The sequence below is a fragment of the Nocardioides antri genome (genome assembly GCF_008373765.1).
Classification (GTDB): Bacteria; Actinomycetota; Actinomycetes; order Propionibacteriales; family Nocardioidaceae; genus Nocardioides; species Nocardioides antri.
The window spans coordinates 45029-63844 of record NZ_VUJW01000009.1 but is presented as its reverse complement, the minus strand read 5'-3'; the positions used below and the strand labels follow the sequence as shown (position 1 = coordinate 63844).

The 18816-nt window shown below is 70.9% G+C and carries 16 protein-coding genes; 10 read left to right on the top strand and 6 right to left on the bottom strand.

Translation table 11 applies throughout. From position 1 onward, the window contains the following. Positions 1–72: 72 nt before the first annotated feature. From F0U47_RS14865 to F0U47_RS14835, 7 genes are all read left to right on the top strand, one after another. A complete protein-coding gene (locus tag F0U47_RS14865) occupies positions 73–1461 on the top strand; it encodes an FAD-binding oxidoreductase (RefSeq protein ID WP_149751263.1) in 1389 nt (462 codons plus the stop codon). Next, positions 1461–2753 (top strand): SAM-dependent methyltransferase, encoded by a 1293-nt coding sequence (locus tag F0U47_RS14860; RefSeq protein WP_149751262.1) that lies wholly within the window; start codon positions 1461–1463, stop codon positions 2751–2753. The genes F0U47_RS14865 and F0U47_RS14860 overlap by 1 nt, the downstream gene beginning before the upstream one ends. A 144-nt stretch (positions 2754–2897) precedes the next feature. After that, on the top strand, positions 2898–7985 hold the full coding sequence (locus F0U47_RS14855; protein ID WP_149751261.1) for an Ig-like domain-containing protein: 5088 nt from the start codon (positions 2898–2900) through the stop codon (positions 7983–7985). Between the two features lie 23 nt (positions 7986–8008). Next, complete coding sequence (locus tag F0U47_RS14850) at positions 8009–8509, top strand: phage tail protein (protein WP_149751260.1); 501 nt, start codon at positions 8009–8011, stop codon at positions 8507–8509. 11 nt (positions 8510–8520) lie between these two features. Beyond that, positions 8521–9048: a phage tail protein gene (locus F0U47_RS14845; RefSeq protein WP_149751259.1), complete on the top strand. Its 528-nt coding sequence runs from the start codon at positions 8521–8523 to the stop codon at positions 9046–9048. 16 nt (positions 9049–9064) lie between these two features. Next, complete coding sequence (locus F0U47_RS14840; protein ID WP_149751258.1) at positions 9065–9589, top strand: phage tail protein; 525 nt, start codon at positions 9065–9067, stop codon at positions 9587–9589. Further along, entirely contained in the window at positions 9589–10074 is a 486-nt protein-coding gene (locus F0U47_RS14835) for a GNAT family N-acetyltransferase (RefSeq protein WP_149751257.1), read from the top strand. Before F0U47_RS14840 ends, F0U47_RS14835 begins: the two co-directional genes overlap by 1 nt. 8 nt (positions 10075–10082) lie before the next feature. Here the strand turns inward: F0U47_RS14835 and F0U47_RS14830 are convergent, their stop codons facing one another. Continuing rightward, a complete protein-coding gene (locus F0U47_RS14830) occupies positions 10083–10397 on the bottom strand; it encodes a DUF6916 family protein (RefSeq protein ID WP_149751256.1) in 315 nt (104 codons plus the stop codon). Positions 10398–10423: 26 nt separating this feature from the next. Here F0U47_RS14830 and F0U47_RS14825 point away from each other — a divergent pair, with 26 nt between their 5' ends. Next, positions 10424–10840: a DUF6916 family protein gene (locus tag F0U47_RS14825; protein WP_149751255.1), complete on the top strand. Its 417-nt coding sequence runs from the start codon at positions 10424–10426 to the stop codon at positions 10838–10840. Here the strand turns inward: F0U47_RS14825 and F0U47_RS14820 are convergent. Then, positions 10829–13030, bottom strand: coding sequence for a molybdopterin-containing oxidoreductase family protein (locus tag F0U47_RS14820; RefSeq protein WP_149751254.1), 2202 nt, complete (start codon positions 13028–13030; stop codon positions 10829–10831). The genes F0U47_RS14825 and F0U47_RS14820 overlap by 12 nt on opposite strands. A gap of 69 nt (positions 13031–13099) precedes the next feature. Between F0U47_RS14820 and F0U47_RS14815 the strand changes: the two genes are divergently transcribed. Both F0U47_RS14815 and era read left to right on the top strand, forming a co-directional pair. Continuing rightward, on the top strand, positions 13100–13897 hold the full coding sequence (locus tag F0U47_RS14815) for a siderophore-interacting protein (RefSeq protein ID WP_149751253.1): 798 nt from the start codon (positions 13100–13102) through the stop codon (positions 13895–13897). After that, the gene (gene era, locus F0U47_RS14810; protein WP_223162793.1) at positions 13894–14934 is read left to right on the top strand and encodes a GTPase Era; all 1041 of its coding nucleotides are present in this window, start codon (positions 13894–13896) and stop codon (positions 14932–14934) included. The genes F0U47_RS14815 and era overlap by 4 nt, the downstream gene beginning before the upstream one ends. Positions 14935–14958: 24 nt before the next feature. Here era and F0U47_RS14805 read toward each other — a convergent pair whose 3' ends face one another. The 4 genes from F0U47_RS14805 to F0U47_RS14790 form a co-directional block, all read right to left on the bottom strand. After that, positions 14959–15804, bottom strand: a complete 846-nt coding sequence (locus F0U47_RS14805; RefSeq protein ID WP_149751252.1) for a septum formation family protein — start codon at positions 15802–15804, stop codon at positions 14959–14961. Beyond that, complete coding sequence (locus F0U47_RS14800; RefSeq protein WP_149751251.1) at positions 15797–16603, bottom strand: septum formation family protein; 807 nt, start codon at positions 16601–16603, stop codon at positions 15797–15799. The genes F0U47_RS14805 and F0U47_RS14800 overlap by 8 nt, the downstream gene beginning before the upstream one ends. Positions 16604–16620: 17 nt before the next feature. Further along, positions 16621–17112: a flavodoxin family protein gene (locus F0U47_RS14795; RefSeq protein WP_149751250.1), complete on the bottom strand. Its 492-nt coding sequence runs from the start codon at positions 17110–17112 to the stop codon at positions 16621–16623. Between the two features lie 80 nt (positions 17113–17192). Continuing rightward, positions 17193–18638 carry a DUF6801 domain-containing protein gene (locus F0U47_RS14790; protein ID WP_149751249.1) on the bottom strand — a complete coding sequence of 482 codons (1446 nt, stop codon included), beginning with the start codon at positions 18636–18638 and terminating at the stop codon, positions 17193–17195. Positions 18639–18816 lie beyond the last annotated feature (178 nt).

Genomic DNA, 18816 nt, shown 5'->3' with positions numbered 1-18816 from the left:
CGACATGTTGTCGCATCAAGTCGTCCGAAAATCGATAACGGGATTGTCGCCGGGTCGCGGTAGTTTCGAGGCATGCAAGACCGTGCTTGGGAGGGTCACGCAGCGGCAGTCGCGCGGCTCGCGGCGTCATACTCCGCGATCGGGCCGGGTGAGCCGGTGCGCCTTGCCAAACAGACGACGAACCTCTTCCGTGCGCGTGCCGCCAGCACCGCGCCGGGGCTCGACGTCAGCGGGCTGACCGGCGTCATCCAGATCGATGCTCACCCGGCCGAGGGACCGCCGACCGCCGACGTGCAGGGGATGTGCACCTACGAGGACCTCGTCGACGCCACGCTCCCGCACGGCCTGATGCCGCTGGTCGTGCCGCAGCTGCGCACCATCACCCTCGGCGGAGCGGTGACGGGTCTCGGCATCGAGTCGACCAGCTTCCGCAGCGGCCTGCCGCACGAGTCGGTGCTCGAGATGGACGTCTTCACCGGCGCTGGTGAGGTGGTCACCACGCGACCGGGCGACGACCTGTTCGACGCGTTCCCCAACTCCTACGGCAGTCTCGGCTACGCCACCCGGCTCCGGATCGAGCTCGAGCGGGTGGCGCCGTACGTCGCGCTCCGGCACGTCCGGTACGACGACCCGGGCCTGCTCGCCAAGACGATCGAGGAGATCACCCAGACGAGGGCCTACGACGGCGCGCCCGTCGACGGCCTCGACGGGGTCGCGTTCGCGCCGGGGGAGTACTACCTCACCCTGGCGCGCTGGACCGACGACCCGGGGCGGTCGACCCCGTCCGACTACACCGGCCAGCAGATCTACTTCCGGTCGATCCAGCAGAAGCAGACGGACCTGCTGACGATCTACGACTATCTCTGGCGGTGGGACACCGACTGGTTCTGGTGCTCGGGCGCGTTCTACGCCCAGCACCCCGTGGTGCGCCGGCTCTGGCCGGCCAGCCGACGGCGATCCGACGTCTACATGCGGCTGCTCAAGCTCGACCGGAGGTTCGCGATCGCCGACCGGCTCGACCGTCGGGCCGGCCGCCCGCTGCGGGAGCGCGTGGTCCAGGACGTCGAGGTGCCCGTCGACCGGCTGCCGGAGTTCCTCGACTGGTTCGACGCCGAGGTCGGCATGCGGCCGGTGTGGATCTGCCCCTTGCTCTCGACAGGCTCGACCGACGGAAGGAGCTGGACCGCCTACCCGCTCGAGCCCGGGCTCACCTACGTCAACGTCGGCTTCTGGGGCACCGTCCACGTCGGGGCGGATGCCGTCCACTCTCCGAAGAACCGCGCGATCGAGGAGAAGGTCCACCAGCTCGGGGGCCACAAGAGCCTCTACTCCGAGGCGTTCTACGACCGCGACACCTTCGACCGGCTCTACAACGGGCCGGCGCTCGCCGCGGTGAAGCGGCGTTACGACCCCGAAGACCGATTGACCACTCTCTACGACAAGGCCGTGAGGAGCCACTGATGACCCCGACCCCGAGGAAGGCCAGGCTCTCGATCGCAGAGGCGTTCGAGAGCCTGACGCGGGAGCCGCTCCCGCTCCGGATCACCGCCTACGACGGCAGCGCGGCCGGCCCCGAGGACGCGCCGTACCGCTTCCACATCGCCACCGACCGCGGGCTCAACTACCTCATGAGCTCGCCGGACCCCGACCTCGCGCTCGGCCGTGCCTACGTCGCGGGCGACCTCGAGCTCTACGGCACCCACCCGGGTGATCCCTACGACGCGCTGGTGGTGCTCAAGGAGGGCGTCAAGTTCCGTCGCCCGTCGCCGGCCGAGTTCGTCACCATGGTGCGCTCGCTCGGCGCCTCGAACCTCGTGCCGCCGCCCCCGCCCCCGCAGGAGGCGCCGTCCCGCGTCCGCCGTGTGGTCCAGGGCCTGCGCCACAGCCTGGGCCGCGACGCCGAGGCGATCCACCACCACTACGACGTGTCCAACCGGTTCTACGAGCTGGTCCTCGGCCCGTCGATGACCTACACCTGCGCGGTCTTCCCCCACGAGTCCGCGACGCTGGAGGAGGCGCAGTTCGCGAAGTACGACCTGGTCGCCCGCAAGCTCGGGCTGGAGCCGGGGCAGCGGCTGCTCGACGTCGGCTGCGGCTGGGGCGGCATGGTCCGCCACGCCGCCAAGGAGTACGGCGTCAAGGCGCTCGGGGTGACCCTCTCGCGGGAGCAGGCAACGTGGGCGCAGGAGGAGATCAAGCGGCAGGGGCTCGACGACCTGGCGGAGGTCCGGCACCTCGACTACCGGCTCGTCGAGGAGAGCGAGTTCGACGCCGTGAGCTCGATCGGTCTCACCGAGCACATCGGCGTGCGCAACTACGCGCCGTACTTCTCGTTCCTGCGCGGCAAGCTCAAGCCGCGTGGGCGGCTCCTCAACCACTGCATCACCCGCGCGGACAGCACCCAGTCCACGAGGACGGGTGAGTTCATCGACCGCTACGTCTTCCCCGACGGCGAGCTCGCGGCGCCGGGGCGGATCGTGACCGCCGTCCACGACGCCGGGCTCGAGGTCCACCACGAGGAGAACCTCCGCCTCCACTACGCCCGCACGCTCGCGGGCTGGTGCGCCAACCTCGCCGAGCACTGGGACGAGTGCGTCGCCGAGGTCGGCGAGAGCACCTGCCGCGTGTGGGGCCTCTACATGGCCGGGTCGCGGCTGGCGTTCGAGCGCAACGAGATCCAGCTCCACCACGTGCTGGCGGCGAAGGTGGACGAGCACGGGAGGAACGGCTTCCCGCTGCGACCGACCTGGTAGTCCATCAGAAGGAAAATTCCGGCAACCTGTCGCATTCCTCTGACGCGACCGCATTGCGGTGGCAGAGTCCGATCCGTTCACGGGGGAACAAGTCCTTCTGCGTCGATGCGGGCGATGCGGTCCAGAGTTGGCGGGAGCGTTGGCATGGCTGGTGCACGCGCGTCGAAGTTCGGGTCTTTCCTCGCGGTCGCGGCAGCGTCCGCCCTGCCGCTGTCGGGCCTGTCAGGTGCCGCCTGGGCGGACCCGCCCCCGCTCGGGAGTGCCTGCACCATCGAGGGCACCGTCGGCGCCGACGTGCTCACCGGCACGTCGGGCGCCGATGTCATCTGCGGCCTCGGTGGTGACGACACCATCAACGCACTGGGCGGCGAGGACCTCGTCATCGCGGGTCCCGGAGCCGACACGGTCGACGGTGGCCCTGGCAACGACGACCTCCGGGGCGGCCCCGGCGATGACGACCTGTCCGGGGGCTCGGGCGCCGACGGTGTGTACGGCGACGGCGACAACGACACCGCGGACGGCGGGCCGGGCACGGACGAGGTGAGCGGCCGTGCGGGCGACGACGTGCTCACCGGCGGGCTCGACGCCGACCAGGTCTTCGGCCAGGACGGCGCGGACCAGGCCATGGGTGCGGCCGGTGACGACAAGGTCGTCGGCGGGGCGGGCGACGACGACGTCCGCGGCAACACCGGTGCCGACCGGGTGCTCGGCAACGACGGCGACGACCTCGTCTACGGCAGTGACCAGGACGACATCCTGCGCGGCGGCTCCGGCAACGACGACCTCTACGGCCAGCCCGGCGACGACGTCCTGCATGACCGCGACGGCGCCGGGAACGTCGACGCCGCACACTGCGGCGACGGCGCCGACGTCGCCAACATCGACACCTTCGACACCGCCGACGCCGACTGCGAGGACGCGAACGTCCTCGACCGCGACGACCCGGTCGCGGTGGACGACACCAAGACAGTCGTCGAGGACTCTGTCACGCGGCCCATCGAGGTCCTCGCCAACGACACCGACGCGGACGGCGGCCCGATCGGCGTTGCCTCGGTGACCGACCCGGCCGACGGCACGGTGACGATCGCGGCGAGCAAGAAGCGGGTCTTCTACACGCCGGACGCGGACTACTGCAACACGCCTCCGGGCACCACGCCGGACACCTTCGACTACACGCTGGCTCCGGGCGGCTCGACCGCGACCGTGTCGGTGAAGGTCGCCTGCCGGCCCGACGTCCCGGTGGCCGAGGACGACACCGCGACGGTCACCGAGGACGACCAGGCGACGACGATCGACGTGCTCGCCAACGACGAGGACGCCGGCAACGTGGTCACGATCGCATCGGTCGACACCACCTCGACGAACGGCACCGTGACCATCACGAACGGCGGTGCCGACCTGACGTACGAGCCCAACGACGACTACTGCAACGACGGCACCCCGACCGACGACTTCACCTACACGCTCGACCCGGGCGGGGACACCGCCACCGTCGCGGTCACCGTGACCTGCGTGAACGACGCACCGGTCCCAGGCAACGACACGGCCGCGGTCGCGGAGGACGCCCCGGCCACGACGATCGACGTGCTCGGCAACGACTCCGACGTCGAGGGTGATCCCTTCGCCGTCGACATCGTGGCGGACCCCGTCAACGGCACCGCCACCATCACCAATGGCGGGGCGGACATCAGCTACCAGCCCGACCCGAACTACTGCAACGACGGCATCACCACCGACGACTTCACCTACCAGCTCAGCCCGGGCGGACTGGCGGCCACGGTCGCCGTGACCGTGACCTGCGTTCTCGACCCGGCCGTCGCCGCCGACGACGACACCGACGTCATCGAAGACGCCCCGGCGACCACGATCGACGTGCTTGCCAACGACACCCAGGGCGAGACCGGCGCCCTCTCGATCACGGCCGTCAGCGATCCCGCCAACGGCACCGCGACCATCACGAACTTCGGCGCCGACCTCACCTACGAGCCGGACCCCGACTACTGCAACGACCCGCCGGGCAACGCCGACGACACGTTCACCTACACCCTCGGCCCGGACGGCGACCAGGCGACTGTCGCGGTCACCGTCGCCTGCATCAACGACCTCCCGGTCGCCGACGACGAGAGCTACACCGGCAGCAACGCCGCGGTGGGCAACACCGTCCTCGTCCACGACGACGCCACCGACGCCGCGCCCACCGAGGCCGGCCCCCACAAGGTGGTGACCGGCGACCTCCTCGACGGCGACACCGACATCGACAGCGCCGGGCCGCTGACGATCACTTCCGAGACTGTGACGAGCGTCGACGGTGGCAGCGCCGTCATCCAGGCCGACGGCGACTTCGTCTTCACCCCGGCCGCCGGGACCAGCTGCACCGACACCTTCGACTCGTTCGCCTACACCCTCAACGACGGCGACGGCGGCACGGACTTCGGTGAGGTGACCGTCGAGATGACCGGCTGCGTCTGGTACGTCGACAACACCGCCACCGCGGGCGGCATGGGTGTATCCAACGCGCCCTTCGACACGCTGACCGAGGCCGAGACCGCCTCGGGCGCGAACCACACGATCTTCGTGTTCGACGGTGACGCCACCAGCACCGGCTACGGCGGCGACGGGCTCGTCCTGAAGGCCGGCCAGCGCCTGCTCGGTGAGCACAACGGGCTCCAGGTCGGCGGCGACACGTTGCACACCGCCAACCCCGGCGCCCGGCCGACGCTGACCGCGAGCAACGCCGATGTCGTGACGCTCGATGACGACAACGTCCTGCGCGGCCTGGTCATCGACCCCTCGGGCACGGGCGGCGGCATCGCGGGCGGCTCCGGCGACACCAACGGCACCATCGCCGAGGTCGACATCATCGACGGCGGCGCCCCGGGGAACCAGCCCGGGCTCGAGCTGGACGCCACCAGCGGCACGTTCGCCGTCTCCGACCTCACCGTCAGCACGTCGGGCGCGACGGGTGTCCGGCTCGCCAGCGCCGGCACGGTCGGCTTCGCGGGTGTCGGGACGATCTCCGTCACGACGACCGGCGCGAAGGCGCTGGACCTGGCCGGCACCAACCTGGGCACGAGCGTGTTCGACTCGGTGACCGTCACCGGCTCGGGCTCAGGCGGCGTCTCCGCGACCAGCACCACGGGCAGCCTGACCTTCGGTGACCTCTCCCTCACGACGACGTCGGGGACAGCCCCCGCCTTCGCCCTCAACAGCGCCGCGGCCGTCACCGTCCCCGCCTCGGACACCGCGAACCTGAGCGCGACCGGCGGTCCCGCGGTCGACGTGATCAACAGCAGCGCCGCGGCCCTGAGCTTCGACGGCGTCACCTCGACCAACAGCGCGACCGACGGTGTGAACCTGGACGGGCTGGGCACGGGCGGGTTCAGCGCCTCCAGCGGCAGCATCAGCGGCGCGTCCGGCATCGCGTTCGACCTCAACGGGGGGTCCGGCGACGTGACCTACCCGGGCACGGTCACCAACGGCTCCGGTTCGTCCGCAGACGTCACCGGCCGCACCGGCGGGACGGTCACGCTCTCGGGCTCGATCACCGACGGCAGCGACGCCGGCGGCGGGATCAGCGTGTCGAGCAACACGGGCGGCTCGACGGTGTTCAGCGGCACGACCGTGCTCGACACCGGCGCCTCCCACGCCGTGTCGATGACGAGCAGCGACGGGCACACCATGCGGTTCACCGCCGGTGGGCTCCTGCTGACCACGTCCAGCGGTCGGGGCTTCAACGCCGAGAACAGCGGGACCGTCGCCGTCACCGGCGCGAACAACACCATCAACAGCTTCGGCGGCGGTCGGGCGCTCAGCGTCGTCAACACCGACATCGGCGCCGACGACCTCACCTTCCGGTCGCTGTCCGCGAGCGGCAACGGCCTCCAGGGCATCGTCCTCGACACGACCGGCAGCCTCGGCAACCTGGTCGTGACCGGCGCGGGTGGTCCCGGCGGCTGCACCAATGTCGACCAGACAGGCTGCACCGGCGGCACCATCACCAACGTGACCGGCGGCGACGACGGCCTCGACCAGGTCCCCGACGGCACGGCCATCGTGCTGCGGAACACGACGGCGCCGTCGTTCACGCGCATCCACATCAACAACGCGACCAACTACGGGATCCGCGGCACCAACGTCAACGGCCTCACCCTGGCCGACAGTGTGCTGCGCGGTGTGCTCGGCAACAGCGCGCTCACCGACAACAAGGACGGCGGCCTGCGCTTCGTCGAGCTGACCGGCACGGTCAGCGTCACCAACACAGTGGTCACCGGCGGCTACTTCACCAACATCATGGTCGACAACACCCAGGGCACGCTCAATGCGACGTTCAACAACGTCGACAGCCTGGCGCTGGACGCCACCGGCGGCGACGACGCCGTGCAGTTCGAGGGCATCGGCACCTCCGACATGAACGTCGTCTACCAGAACAGCCAGGTCACCACGGCGACCGGCGACCTGTTCCAGTACATCGGCGACGGCACCGGCGGCGGCGACCTCGACCTCGTCAGCAACGCGTTCACCAACAACGAGCCGAGCATCGCCACCGGTGGCGGAGGCCTTGCGATCGTGGCCGGCGCCAAGGGACCGGCGACGCTCGACATCCTCAACAACACGATGCGCGACTCGCTCACCAACATGCTGACGATCATCAAGAGCCGGGACGTCGCCGCGGGCACCAACAACCTGGTCGCCAACATCACCGGCAACACCATCGGGACCCCCGGGACGGCCAACTCCGGCTCGGTCGAGGGCGACGGCATGGAGATCTCCACGTTCGGTGACGGCAACGCCACCTTCAACGTGACCAACAACGCGATCCACCAGTACAACTCCAGCGGCATCCAGTTCGTCGCGGGTGGCGGGGTGGCCGAGTCCGGTCAGTTCAACCTCAACATCAGCGGCAACACGGTGAGCAACTCGGGCACCAACCCCAACATCACGTTGCTGCAGGGCATCCGGGTCGACAGCGGGGTCGACGGCGGTGACACGTTCGCCACCTGCGTCGACTTCGGCCCGAACTCGATCACCGGCTCCAGTGACGCCGCCAACAAGGACTTCCGGCTGGTGGCGAGCCAGAGCACGACGCTCCGGCAGCCCGGCTACGCCGGCGGTCCGAGCGACGGGACCGCCTTCGCTCTGTACGCCGCAGCGCAGATCGGCGGCGGCGCGCAGGGCACCGCGGTCGCCAACCCACCGGCGACGTTCGCCGGCTCCGGCACCACCTGCCCCTGATCGCGGACCAGAAAGCGAACCCCATGTCAGAACCGTTCCTGTCGGAGATCCGGCTCTTCTCCTTCAACTTCGTCCCGAAGGGTTGGGCGATGTGCAACGGGCAGCTGCTGCCGATCAACCAGAACCAGGCGCTGTTCTCCCTGCTCCAGACGACCTACGGCGGCAACGGGCAGACCAACTTCGCCCTGCCCGACCTGCGCGGCCGGGTGCCGATCCATTTCGGCAACGGCCACCACCGCGGGGAGAGGGCCGGCTCGGAGTCGGTGACGCTCAACATCCAGCAGCTGCCGCAGCACCTCCACTTCATGAACGGGTCGACCGTGGCGACCGGTGGCAACGACAACCCGTCGAACCGGTTTCTCGGGAGTGCCGGCAACCTCTATCACGCGCCGGCCGGCCTCACGTCGATGAACCCGGGCACCATCGGCAACACCGGCGGCAGCCAGGCGCACGAGAACCGGATGCCGTTCCTCGCCCTCACCTTCGCGATCGCCCTCCAGGGCATCTACCCCTCGCAGAACTAAAGGATCAGGTCGTGTCCCAACCCTATGTCGGCGAGATCCGGATGTTCGGCGGCAACTTCGAGCCCAACGGCTGGCGGTTCTGCAACGGCCGGATCCTGCCGATCTCCGAGAACGAGACCCTTTTCCAGATCATCGGCACGACGTACGGCGGCGACGGCGAGCAGACCTTCGCCCTGCCGAACCTGCAGAGCCGGATCCCCATCCACCAGACCAACCCCGGGCCGCCACCCGGCATCAGCCACTACATCATCGGCGCCACCGGGGGCGTGGAGTCGGTGACGCTGACGACGCAGCAGATCCCGGTCCACAGCCACGTCGCGATCGGGGCCGCGGTGACCGGCGACCAGACGAGTCTCGACAACGCGCTGCCGGCGAACTCGGTGACGATCACGCCGTACCTCAACACCGCGCCGGACGCGCCCTTCAACCCAGCGGCAATCGGGCCCGCCGGCGGGAGCCAGCCGCACGAGAACATGCAGCCCTACCTCTGCGTCAACTTCATCATCTCCCTGTTCGGGCTCTTCCCGAGCCAGACCTGAGGCGCAAGGAGCGTTCATGTCCGACCACTTCCTGGCCGAGATCCGCATCTTCCCGTTCGAGTTCGCGCCCAAGGGGTGGGCGCTCTGCAACGGGCAGCTGTTGCCGCTCTCGCAGAACACCGCCCTCTTCGCCCTGCTCGGGACGGTCTACGGCGGCGACGGCAAGTCGACGTTCGCGCTGCCCGACCTGCAGGGCAACGCGCCCATGCAGCCCGGCCAGGGCGGCGGCCTGAGTCTGCGTCTCCTCGGCGAGGTCGGCGGCGCGGAGTTCATCACCCTGCTCGAGAGCGAGATGCCGGCGCACAGCCACACGATGAGCGGCGCGACCCAGGACCCCGCGCTGGCCAAGATCGTCAACCCCAACGCGTCGTGGGCGTTGAGCCAGGGTGGCGGGATCTACCAGTCCTCCTCGAACACCCAGCTCTCGCCGCAGGCGGTGGCGCCCACCGGCGGCAGCCTGCCGCACACCAACCTGCAGCCCTACCTGGTCATGAACTACTGCATCGCGCTCCAGGGCATCTTCCCGCAGCGGTGGACGTGATGAGCACGACCGCCGACCGGGTCACCCACACGCTGCGGGCCGCGACACCCCAGGACCGGGAGTTCCTCCTCGCGCTCTACGGCACGACGCGCGACGACCTGTCGCTGCTGCCGCTCGACGAGGAGCAGCGGGACGCGCTGGTGCGGATGCAGTTCCACGCCCAGGACATGCACTACCGGCAGACAAACCCGAACGCCGACGTCGACGTGATCGAGGTCGACGGCCGCCTCGTCGGCCGGCTGTACGTCGACCGGCGGCCCGGGGACATCCGGATCATCGACATCAGCCTGCTGCCCGAGGACCGCGACGCCGGCCTTGGCAGCGCGCTCATCCGGGCCGTACAGGCGGAGGCAGCGGCCAGCGGGCGGACGGTGAGCCTGCACGTGGCGGTGGGGAACCGCGCTGCCGACCTCTACGTCCGGCTGGGGTTCAGGGTCATGTCCGACGTGGGCGTGTACCGGCTCATGGAGTGGAGGGCGCGGTGACGGTCGGATCAGGCGAAAGCGGCCTCGTAGCGCGGTCCCTTGTTGTCCGGACCGAGCGGCACCAGGAACAGCGCGAGCTCACCCATCTCGTCGTGCTCGAGGGCCCAGAGGCCTTGGCTCAGCTGAGGGGCGGTCGGCCCGCGGAACAGCAGCGAGAACTGCTGCCGGGTCGCTCCGTCGGGGCCTTGTCCGGAATCCTCGAGCCCGACTTCCACTTCGCTCAGGATGAGCGGGAGAACGGAGTCGTCCGGCAGGCGCACGCGGAAGTCCTCACCCACGCGATCGGCGAAGTCGGCGTGCGTGAACCACGGGGTCTCGGTCACCCGCCGATGCTATCCAGGAGGACCCCATGACCGACGTCTCCCGCCGCAGTGTGCTGGGCATCGGCGCCGCCGGGCTCGCCGCGAGCGCTCTGGGCATCGTGGGACCGATCGCCGGAGCCCCGGGCGCGCAGGCCGCCGACCCGTCGTACACGTCTGCCGCGTCGCTCTATCTCCGGCCGCGCTTCGCCTCTCTGCGCGGCAAGGGCTTCAGCCTCGTCCGCAGCGGCGTCGGCGTCCCGGTCGTCCTGCGGCAGGTCGCCGACCTCGCCGGCGCACCCGCCGGAGCGACGGACCAGTTCCGGCTGACGTTCTCGACCAGGGGAGCGGTTCCGGAGCAGGGGACCTACTCGCTGCGACGGGCGGGGTTCACCCCGACGTCGTTGTTCGTCGTGCCGGGCGCGGACGGCACGACACTGACCGCCGTCATCAACTCAGCCGGATAGGGCTGCCGCCTCGATCCGCACCGGCACGCCGTTGAGGTGGGCCATCCCAGACGCACGCTCGAGATCGGCGACGTCGGCGGGGAGCACCTCGTTGACGTTGGCGCCGCCGGCCGCGTTGGCGACCTGCCAGCCGGCGTCGCGGTGGCCCCAGCCGTGCGGCACCGCGATGCAACCGGCCACGACCTCGTCGGTCACGCGGGCAGGGATCTCGATCGAGCCCTTCGCCGTGCTGACCCGCACCACCTCGCCGTCGGAGAGACCGATGTCGGCCGCGTCCTTGGGGTGGACCATGGCGTACTGCCGGCGCTCCGGGTCGCGGTGCTTCGGCGTGTTGTGCATCCACGAGTTGTGGGAACGCACGTCGCGACGACCGATCAGCAGCAGGGGATAGTCGGCGTCGGGCCGGGCGCTCTCGAGGAGGCGGGCAAGCTCCGCCTCGACCACGTCGCCGTCGAGCCGCACCTTCCGTCCGCGGTGGAAGACGTGGCGCTTCAGCGTGCCGGCCTCGAGGTGCTCGGCGAGCACGACGCCGCGCGGGTTCTCCTTCAGCTTCGCGACCGAGAGTCCGCCCGGGCGCAGGCCGAACCAGTCGCCGTCGCGGCCGGTGCGCAGCAACAGGTCGACCAGGCGCTCCGGCGTCAGTCGTCCGGCCGCGGGCGCGAGGGCACGGAGCGCGAGGCGGCCGAACCTGCCGGTCCCGACGAGCTTCGTCGCCGGTGCCGACAGGGCGGCGAAGCCCAGCTCGCGGGCGAGGTCCTCGATGATCTCCCAGTCCGGGCGCGCCTCGCCCCGCGGCGGCACGACCGCCTCGGTCCACTGCACGAACGGCTTGAGGTGGAAGTCGAGCGCGGCGATGACGAGGTCGTCGCGCTCGTAGAAGGACGCGGCGGGCAGCACGTAGTCCGCGTGGCGGTGGGTCTCGTTGACATAGAGGTCGATGCCGACCTGCAGGTCGAGCTGCCCCAGCGCACGCTCGAGGCGGTTGCTGCCGGGCACCGAGAGGACCGGGTTGCCGGCGGAGACGAGGAGCGCGCGCAGCTGGCCCTCACCGGGCGTCTCGATCTCCTCGGCCATCAGCGGTGCGGGCAGCTGGCCGATCACCTCCGGCAGGTCGCCGACGCGCGACCGGTAGGTGTCGTAGGTGTCGATGCCGGCCAGGTGGGCGATGCGCGGCAGGTCGATGGTGCCCCGGCCGAAGAGCAGCCCGCCCTCCCGGTCGAGGTTTCCGGTGACGAGGTTGAGCGCGTCGATCAGGAGGTTGACCAGGGTGGCGTGGCGGCCGAGGCAGGCCCCGGTCCGGCCGTGCGCGGCGGCTGTGCGGGCCCTCGCGAAGTCGCGGGCGAGCGTGCGGATCTCTGCGGCCGGTACGCCGCACCGCTCCTCTGCCAGGTCCGGTGGGCACTTCAGCGCGGCGTCGCGGAGCGTCCCGACGCCGGTGGACTGGCGTGCGATCGCCGCTTCGTCGGCGAGGCCCTCGGTGAAGATCACGTGGAGCATCGCGAGCAGCAGCCAGGCGTCGCCGTCGGGACGGACGCCGACGTGCTCGAACGCGCGTGCGGTCTCGGTACGGCGCGGGTCGACCACGACGACCCGGCCACCGCGGGCGACGATCTCGGTGAACCGCTCCCGCAGGTTCCCCGCGCTGATGAGGCTGCCGCGGGAGACGAGCGGGTTGGTGCCGATCAGGAGCGCGAAGTCGGTGCGCTCGAGGTCGGGCACCGGGACGACGACGGGGGAGCCGTAGAGCAGGGCCGAGGCGACGAAGCGGCTCGACGTGTCCTGGGTGTTCGGCGTGTAGAGGTGGCGGGACCCGAGACCGCGCAGGAACCAACCGATCCACAGCGCGTGGGAGTGGCTGAAGGCGGTGGGGTTGCCGCCGTACCAGCCGATCGACCCGCCGCCGTGCCGCCGCCGGATCTCCCGCAGCCTCGCGCCGATCTCGCTGATCGCGGTCTCCCAGGAGACCTGCTCGAAGCTGCCGTCGGGGCGGCGCCGCAGGGGGTGCAGCACCCGGTCCTCGTCGTTCTGCACGTGCAGGAACTCCAGGCCCTTGGGACAGGAGAACCCGGCCGTGACCGGGTGGTCCTTGTCGGGCCGGATCCTGACCAGTCGGTCGTCCTCGACGGTGGCGACCATGCCGCACGTCGGCTCGCAGATCCGGCAGAAGGTGGGCTTCTCGACCGTGGGCATACCGGGCACTCTAGCGCCTGCTAAGCCGTCGGTGGGGGTGCCTGGTCGCCGGCTCGATAGCCTGAGCGGGTGAGCACCCGCGCCGAGCAGTACGCCGCCGACGTGCTCGGGCGCGAGCAGATCTCGCCCCACCTGGTGCGGGTCACCCTCGGCGGCCCCGGGCTCGCCGGCTTCACGTCGACCGGCATCCCCGACGAGTGGGTCGGCCTGGTCGTGCCGGGCCAGTTCCAGAGCCGCTACTACACCGTCCGCTCGTGGGACGGCGCCGAGCTGGTCCTCGACGTCGTGGTGCACGAGGTCGGGCTGGTGACCGAGTGGGCGAGCGGCGACTGCGTCGGTGACCGGGTCACGATCACCGAGCCCAAGGGGTCGTTCGCATTGCCCGACGGCGCCTCGTGGCTGCTGCTCGTCGGCGACCTGACCGCGCTGCCGGCGATGGCCCGGATCGCCGAGACCCACGGCGCGGCGCTGCCGACCCGGATCTGGGCCGAGGTGCCCGACCTCCCCGAGCAGCTCGGTGACTATCTCCCCGCGGGCGACGACACCACCTGGCTGTCGCTGCCGGACGGCGGCGGCAGCCGCCTCGCCGCCGTCGTGGAGACGATCGACTGGCCGGCCGGCGACGGGTACTTCTGGATGGCCGGGGAGTCCGCGCAGATGCGGGCGATCCGCAAGTTCCTGATGCGGGAGCGGAGGCTGCCGTCCACGGCCTACGACGTGATGGGCTACTGGCGCTCGGTCGCGGCCCGGCAGCCCCGACCGGTCGACCCGGGCCCGATCTGGCGCGCCGGCAAGGCGGCGGGCAAGACCGACGACGAGATCTGGGCCGACTACGACCGGGCCGCACAGGAGCAGGGGCAGCGATGAGTCGCGAGTTCGACCACGAGAACGACGATCTTGACGACGAGCTCGACGACGAGCTCGACGACGAGCTCGACGAGGACTTCGCCGGGATGCCCGCTCCGGCGCCGGCCACGTTCACCTCGACCGAGGGCTTCCGGAGCGGATTCGCCTGCTTCGTGGGACGCCCGAACGCCGGCAAGTCGACCCTGACCAACGCCCTCGTCGGGCAGAAGATCGTCATCACCTCCGACAAGCCGCAGACCACCCGCACCGTCGTCCGCGGGATCGTGCACCGGGCGGACGGGCAGCTGGTGCTGGTCGACACCCCGGGCCTCCACAAGCCGCGCACCCTGCTGGGGGAGCGGCTCAACGACCTGGTGACGGCGACCTGGTCCGAGGTCGACGTGGTCGCGGTCTGCTTCCCCACCGACGAGAAGATCGGCCCCGGCGACCGGTTCCTCGTGAACGAGCTCGCCAAGGTTCGGCGTACGACCAAGATCGCGGTCGCCACCAAGACCGACCTGGTCGCCCCCGACCGGATCGGGGAGCACCTGCTCGACATCGCCGAGCTCGGCCGGGAGACCGGCACCGAGTGGGCCGAGATCGTGCCTGTGTCAGCGGTGGCGGGCGACCAGATCGACCTGCTCGCCGAGCTTCTCGTCGGCCTGATGCCGGAGGGGCCGGCGCTCTACCCCGACGGCGACCTCACCGACGCACCCGAGGAGGTGCTCGCGGCCGAGCTGATCCGCGAGGCCGCCCTCGACGGAGTCCGTGACGAGCTGCCCCACTCGATCGCCGTCGTGGTCGAGGAGATGGGCCTGCGCGAGGGACGCCCCGACGACAAGCCGCTCCTCGACATCCACGCCAACCTGTACGTCGAGCGCGACTCCCAGAAGGGCATCGTCATCGGCCACCGCGGCTCCCGCCTCCGCGAGGTCGGCACCGTCGCGCGCAAGCAGATCGAGACCCTCCTCGGCACCCCCGTCTACCTCGACCTCCGCGTGAAGGTCGCCAAGGACTGGCAGCGCGACCCCCGCCAGCTCCGCAAGCTCGGCTTCTGACCCCCGTTGAATCCGCCCCCGTGACTAGTCGGGCGCCCAGCAGAGGCCGTAGGTCTGGCCCATCTCCCACTGCTCCTCGGTGGGGTACTCGTAGCCCCACTCGTAGTCCAGGGGGTCGGCGGCGACGTCGAGACCGGCGTCCTCGCAGGGTGACGCGAGCTGCTCGCGGACGGCCCGCTCGCCGGGATAGGTGCGGGCGTCGTACGGCACCACCTGGATCGCGCGCCACGAGTGGTCGGCGGAGCAGATGACCCGCTCGAAACGCTCGGCGTCGGGGGCGGCGGTGCCGCACATCGCGTAGCGGTCGCGCAGCTCGGGCTTGTCGAGCGCGCCCTCGAGGCTGGTGTCGGGCTGGGCGAGCTGCCCGTCGCCGGCGACGACGACCACGTCGCAGCGGTACCAGTGGGCACCCTCGTCCGACTCCTCCACGCTCGGCGTGAACCACACCGGCCGGATCATGCTGAGCCGCAGCGCCGCCCGGTCGCCGCCGACGAACGGCAGCAGCGCGTCCGGGCACGCTTCCGCAACCTGCGCCTGGACCCGCTCGGAGTCCACCGCCAGCAGGTGGCCCTCCGCAACGGTGTCGAGCGTGCCGACGGCGTAGGTCTCCGAGGTGTGCGGCTCCCCGCACGGGGTGGGCTTCTTGGCGCTCGTCGGCGCCAGCGCCTGCCGGAAGGAGAGCCGGTAGCACGCGCCGTCTTGCGGCGGCTTCGGCGGCGGGCCGGCCGTCGGAGGCGTCGCCGGTGCGGTCGTCGAGGGCTCGCTCGACGGCTCCTCGTCGCCACCTGAGCACCCCGCGACCGCGGTCGCCGCGAGCGCGACGACCAGGGCGTACGACGCCGCGCGGCGTCGTACGACGGCGTCACTCACTGGTCTTGGCCCAGCACACCGAGCGTCGGTTGCCCGCCTGCCACTCGGCCTCGTGGAAGTGGGTGAAGGCGTACTCGAACCGGGCGGGGTAGTTGAGCCAGGCCTGGATGGACTTGGCGCAGAACGCCTTGGTGCGGCTGGCGACGACCTGGTCGCCGGGGTAGTCGTCCTCGGGCTCGCCCAGCTTGATCGTCGTCGCCGCGCGCCAGTCGTGCTCCTGCGCGCACGGCACCTTCTCGCCCTCGGCGACCGTCGGCCCGACCGCGCAGATCAGCCACCGGTCGTCGGGACGGCCGAGCAGCAGGCCCTTCGCGGTGGTCGGCAGCGGGCGGTACTCCTCGCTGGAGGCGTTCCCGCCGACCACGTCGCAGCGGTACCACCGGGCTCCGTCGTCCCACGCCTTCTCGGACGGCCGGAACCACGCCCAGCTCACGATCGTCCGCAGCACCAGGCTCTCGTCGGCGGCGCCGAGGAACTTCTCGAACTTCTTGGTGCAGGTGCGGTAGGCGAAGTCGCCCACCGCCTCGTCGTCGTAGTCGACGTCGTCGAGCTCGTCGGGGAACTCGCCGATCGCGAACGTCTCTGCGGTGTGCTTCTCCTTGCAGCTCACCGTGCGGGTGGAGTTCGCCGGCTTCTCGACGTCGTCGGGAGTCAGCACGCGGCACGCGCCGAGCTCGGGGATCTCGGTCGAGTCCACCTGATCGGGGTCGACGTTCTTGCCCTGCGGCTCCGAGGAGCAGCCGGCCAGCGTCAGCAGCGCGGCGAGCGCGCAGGCGACGGTGGCGCGCGCGAGCGTCATCGCCGATCCCCTTCGTGTCAGGTGCTGAGCAGTGCCGCGATCGTAGCGCCCAGCTCGTACGCCGCCGCGCGCTCCTCGTCCCCGACGTCGCCGAGCACGGCGAGCACGTCGTACGACTGCTTCCAGCCGAGCGCGCCGACGATCGACTGCACGGCGCGCACCCCGCCGGTGAGGTCGTACCGGCCGTGCATCCAGAGGGCGTACGGGCGCCCCTTCGTGGCGCCCTCGGACTCGCCGGCGCCACCACTCGGGTCGAGGGCGCCACCGACCGCGAGGAACGTCGAGTCGAAGAAGTGCTTGAGCGCCCCGCTCATGTAGCCGAAGTTCACCGGCGAGCCGAGCAGATAGCCGTCGGCTGCCAGCACGTCGTCGGCGGTCGCCTCCAGCGCAGGTCGTACGACGACCTCGACCCCCTCGATCGCGTCGTCGCCCGCGCCGCTCAGCGCGGCGTCGAGCAGGGCCTGGGTGGAGCGCGTGGGGGAGTGGTGGACGACGAGCAGTCGGGCCATCCGTGCAGGCTAGTCCGCCCGCCACGACGCAGCGGGCCCGCACCGGAAGGTGCGGACCCGCTGGGCGGTGTCGTGCCGCGTCAGGGCACGTTGGTGATGGTGTCGCCGGTGTCGAAGGTCGCGGTGTCGGTTCCGGCACCGCCGTTGCCGCTGTCGTTGCCGGCGATGTTGTCCCGGAGGCGGAGCGCGTCGTTGCCGTTGCCGCCCAGGAAGGCGTTCGCCGATCCGTTGCCGGTGAGGATGTCGTTGCCGTTGCCGCCGGTCACGTTCTCGACCAGGGAGGCGTTGTCGCCCTCGCCCGCGGCACCGTCGTTGCCGGTGGCGCTGGCGCCCAGCGTCACCGTGACTGCGGCCGCCCGCGTGCCGTAGTTGAGGGTGTCGATGCCCCCCTGTCCGCTGAGCACGTCGGCGCCGTTGGCGGCGGCGCCCTGGACGAACTTGTCGTTGCCGTTGCCGCCCTGCTCGGTGTCGTTGCCACCGAGTCCGTTGACGACGTCGTTGCCGTTGCCGCCGACGAGCAGGTTGGGGACCGCGCTGCCGGCGAGACTGTCGTGGCCCGCACCGCCGGTGGCGTTCTCGACGGCGAGGAGGGCATCGCCCTCGCCGGCCGCGCCGTCGTTCGCCGTCGTGCCGGTCAGCGTGACGACGACGGGCGTCGTGCGGGCGGCGTAGCTGATCGTGTCGACGCCGGCCTGGCCGTCGACGCGGTCGGCGCCGTCGGGGGCTGCGGCCTGGAGGATCGTGTCGTTGCCGGCGCCGGCGCAGATGGTGTCGTTGCCACCCCCGCCGGTGATCGTGTCGGTGCCGGTGCTGCCAACGATGACGTCGGCTCCGGCCGTGCCGTTGATCGTCCCCGACCCGGTGATGGTCGCGGTCAGCCCGTTGCAGGTTGGCGGCGGCGTCCCCACGATCGGGAACGTCGCGAGCCGCTGGTTCTGTCCGGGCTTCACCGTGCACGGTGCGTCGAAGGAGCCGTCGGGGTGGCCGCCCGGCAGCGCGATCGGCTCGCCGGAGGAGTTGCGGGCGATCATCCGCAGGTCGAGGTTGCCGATGTCGATGGTGCCCTCACCTGCCTCGGGGAAGGTCAGCGACGGGGTTTGGCCGGTGGCGGGGATGTCGAACGGCCCCGAGGCCGGGACCGGCGTCGGCGGAATCGTGACCGGCACCTGGACGTCGGGCAGGTCGACCTGCGGCGCCTGCACGTTGACGTGCGACACGGCGGTGCCCTCGATGGTCTTGGCGCCGATGAGCGCCAGGCCCGAGGTGGTGGTCGCGCTGACGGTGCTGATCGCCTCGATATCGAACGGGGCCGTCGGTACGCCGACCTGGGCCTGCGCCGGCAGGTCGACGGCGATGTCGACGGTCAGGTCCTGCTGGTTGATCAACGGGTACGTGCAGGTGTAGTCGAGCGTCAGGGTGGCGGCGGCCGAGGCGGGCGCGACGCCCGACCCGACGAGCAACCCCGTCCCGAGTGCTCCTGCGGCGATGACGGCCAGCCCTCGTCTGGCCTGCTGAGTAGATCTCACGGTTCTCCCTCTCCCCGGTGGTGACGCGGTCGCGCCACCCTTCGAGGGGAGGTCGGCCGCCGGCAACGGCGGGACCGGACTGGTGCACACCTTTACCGAACCGAGACGTGATCTTGCGACGTGCATGACGGTCCGGGCGGCCAGGTCGCGCGCGGGTTGTCACCCTGGCGAGGGTGTC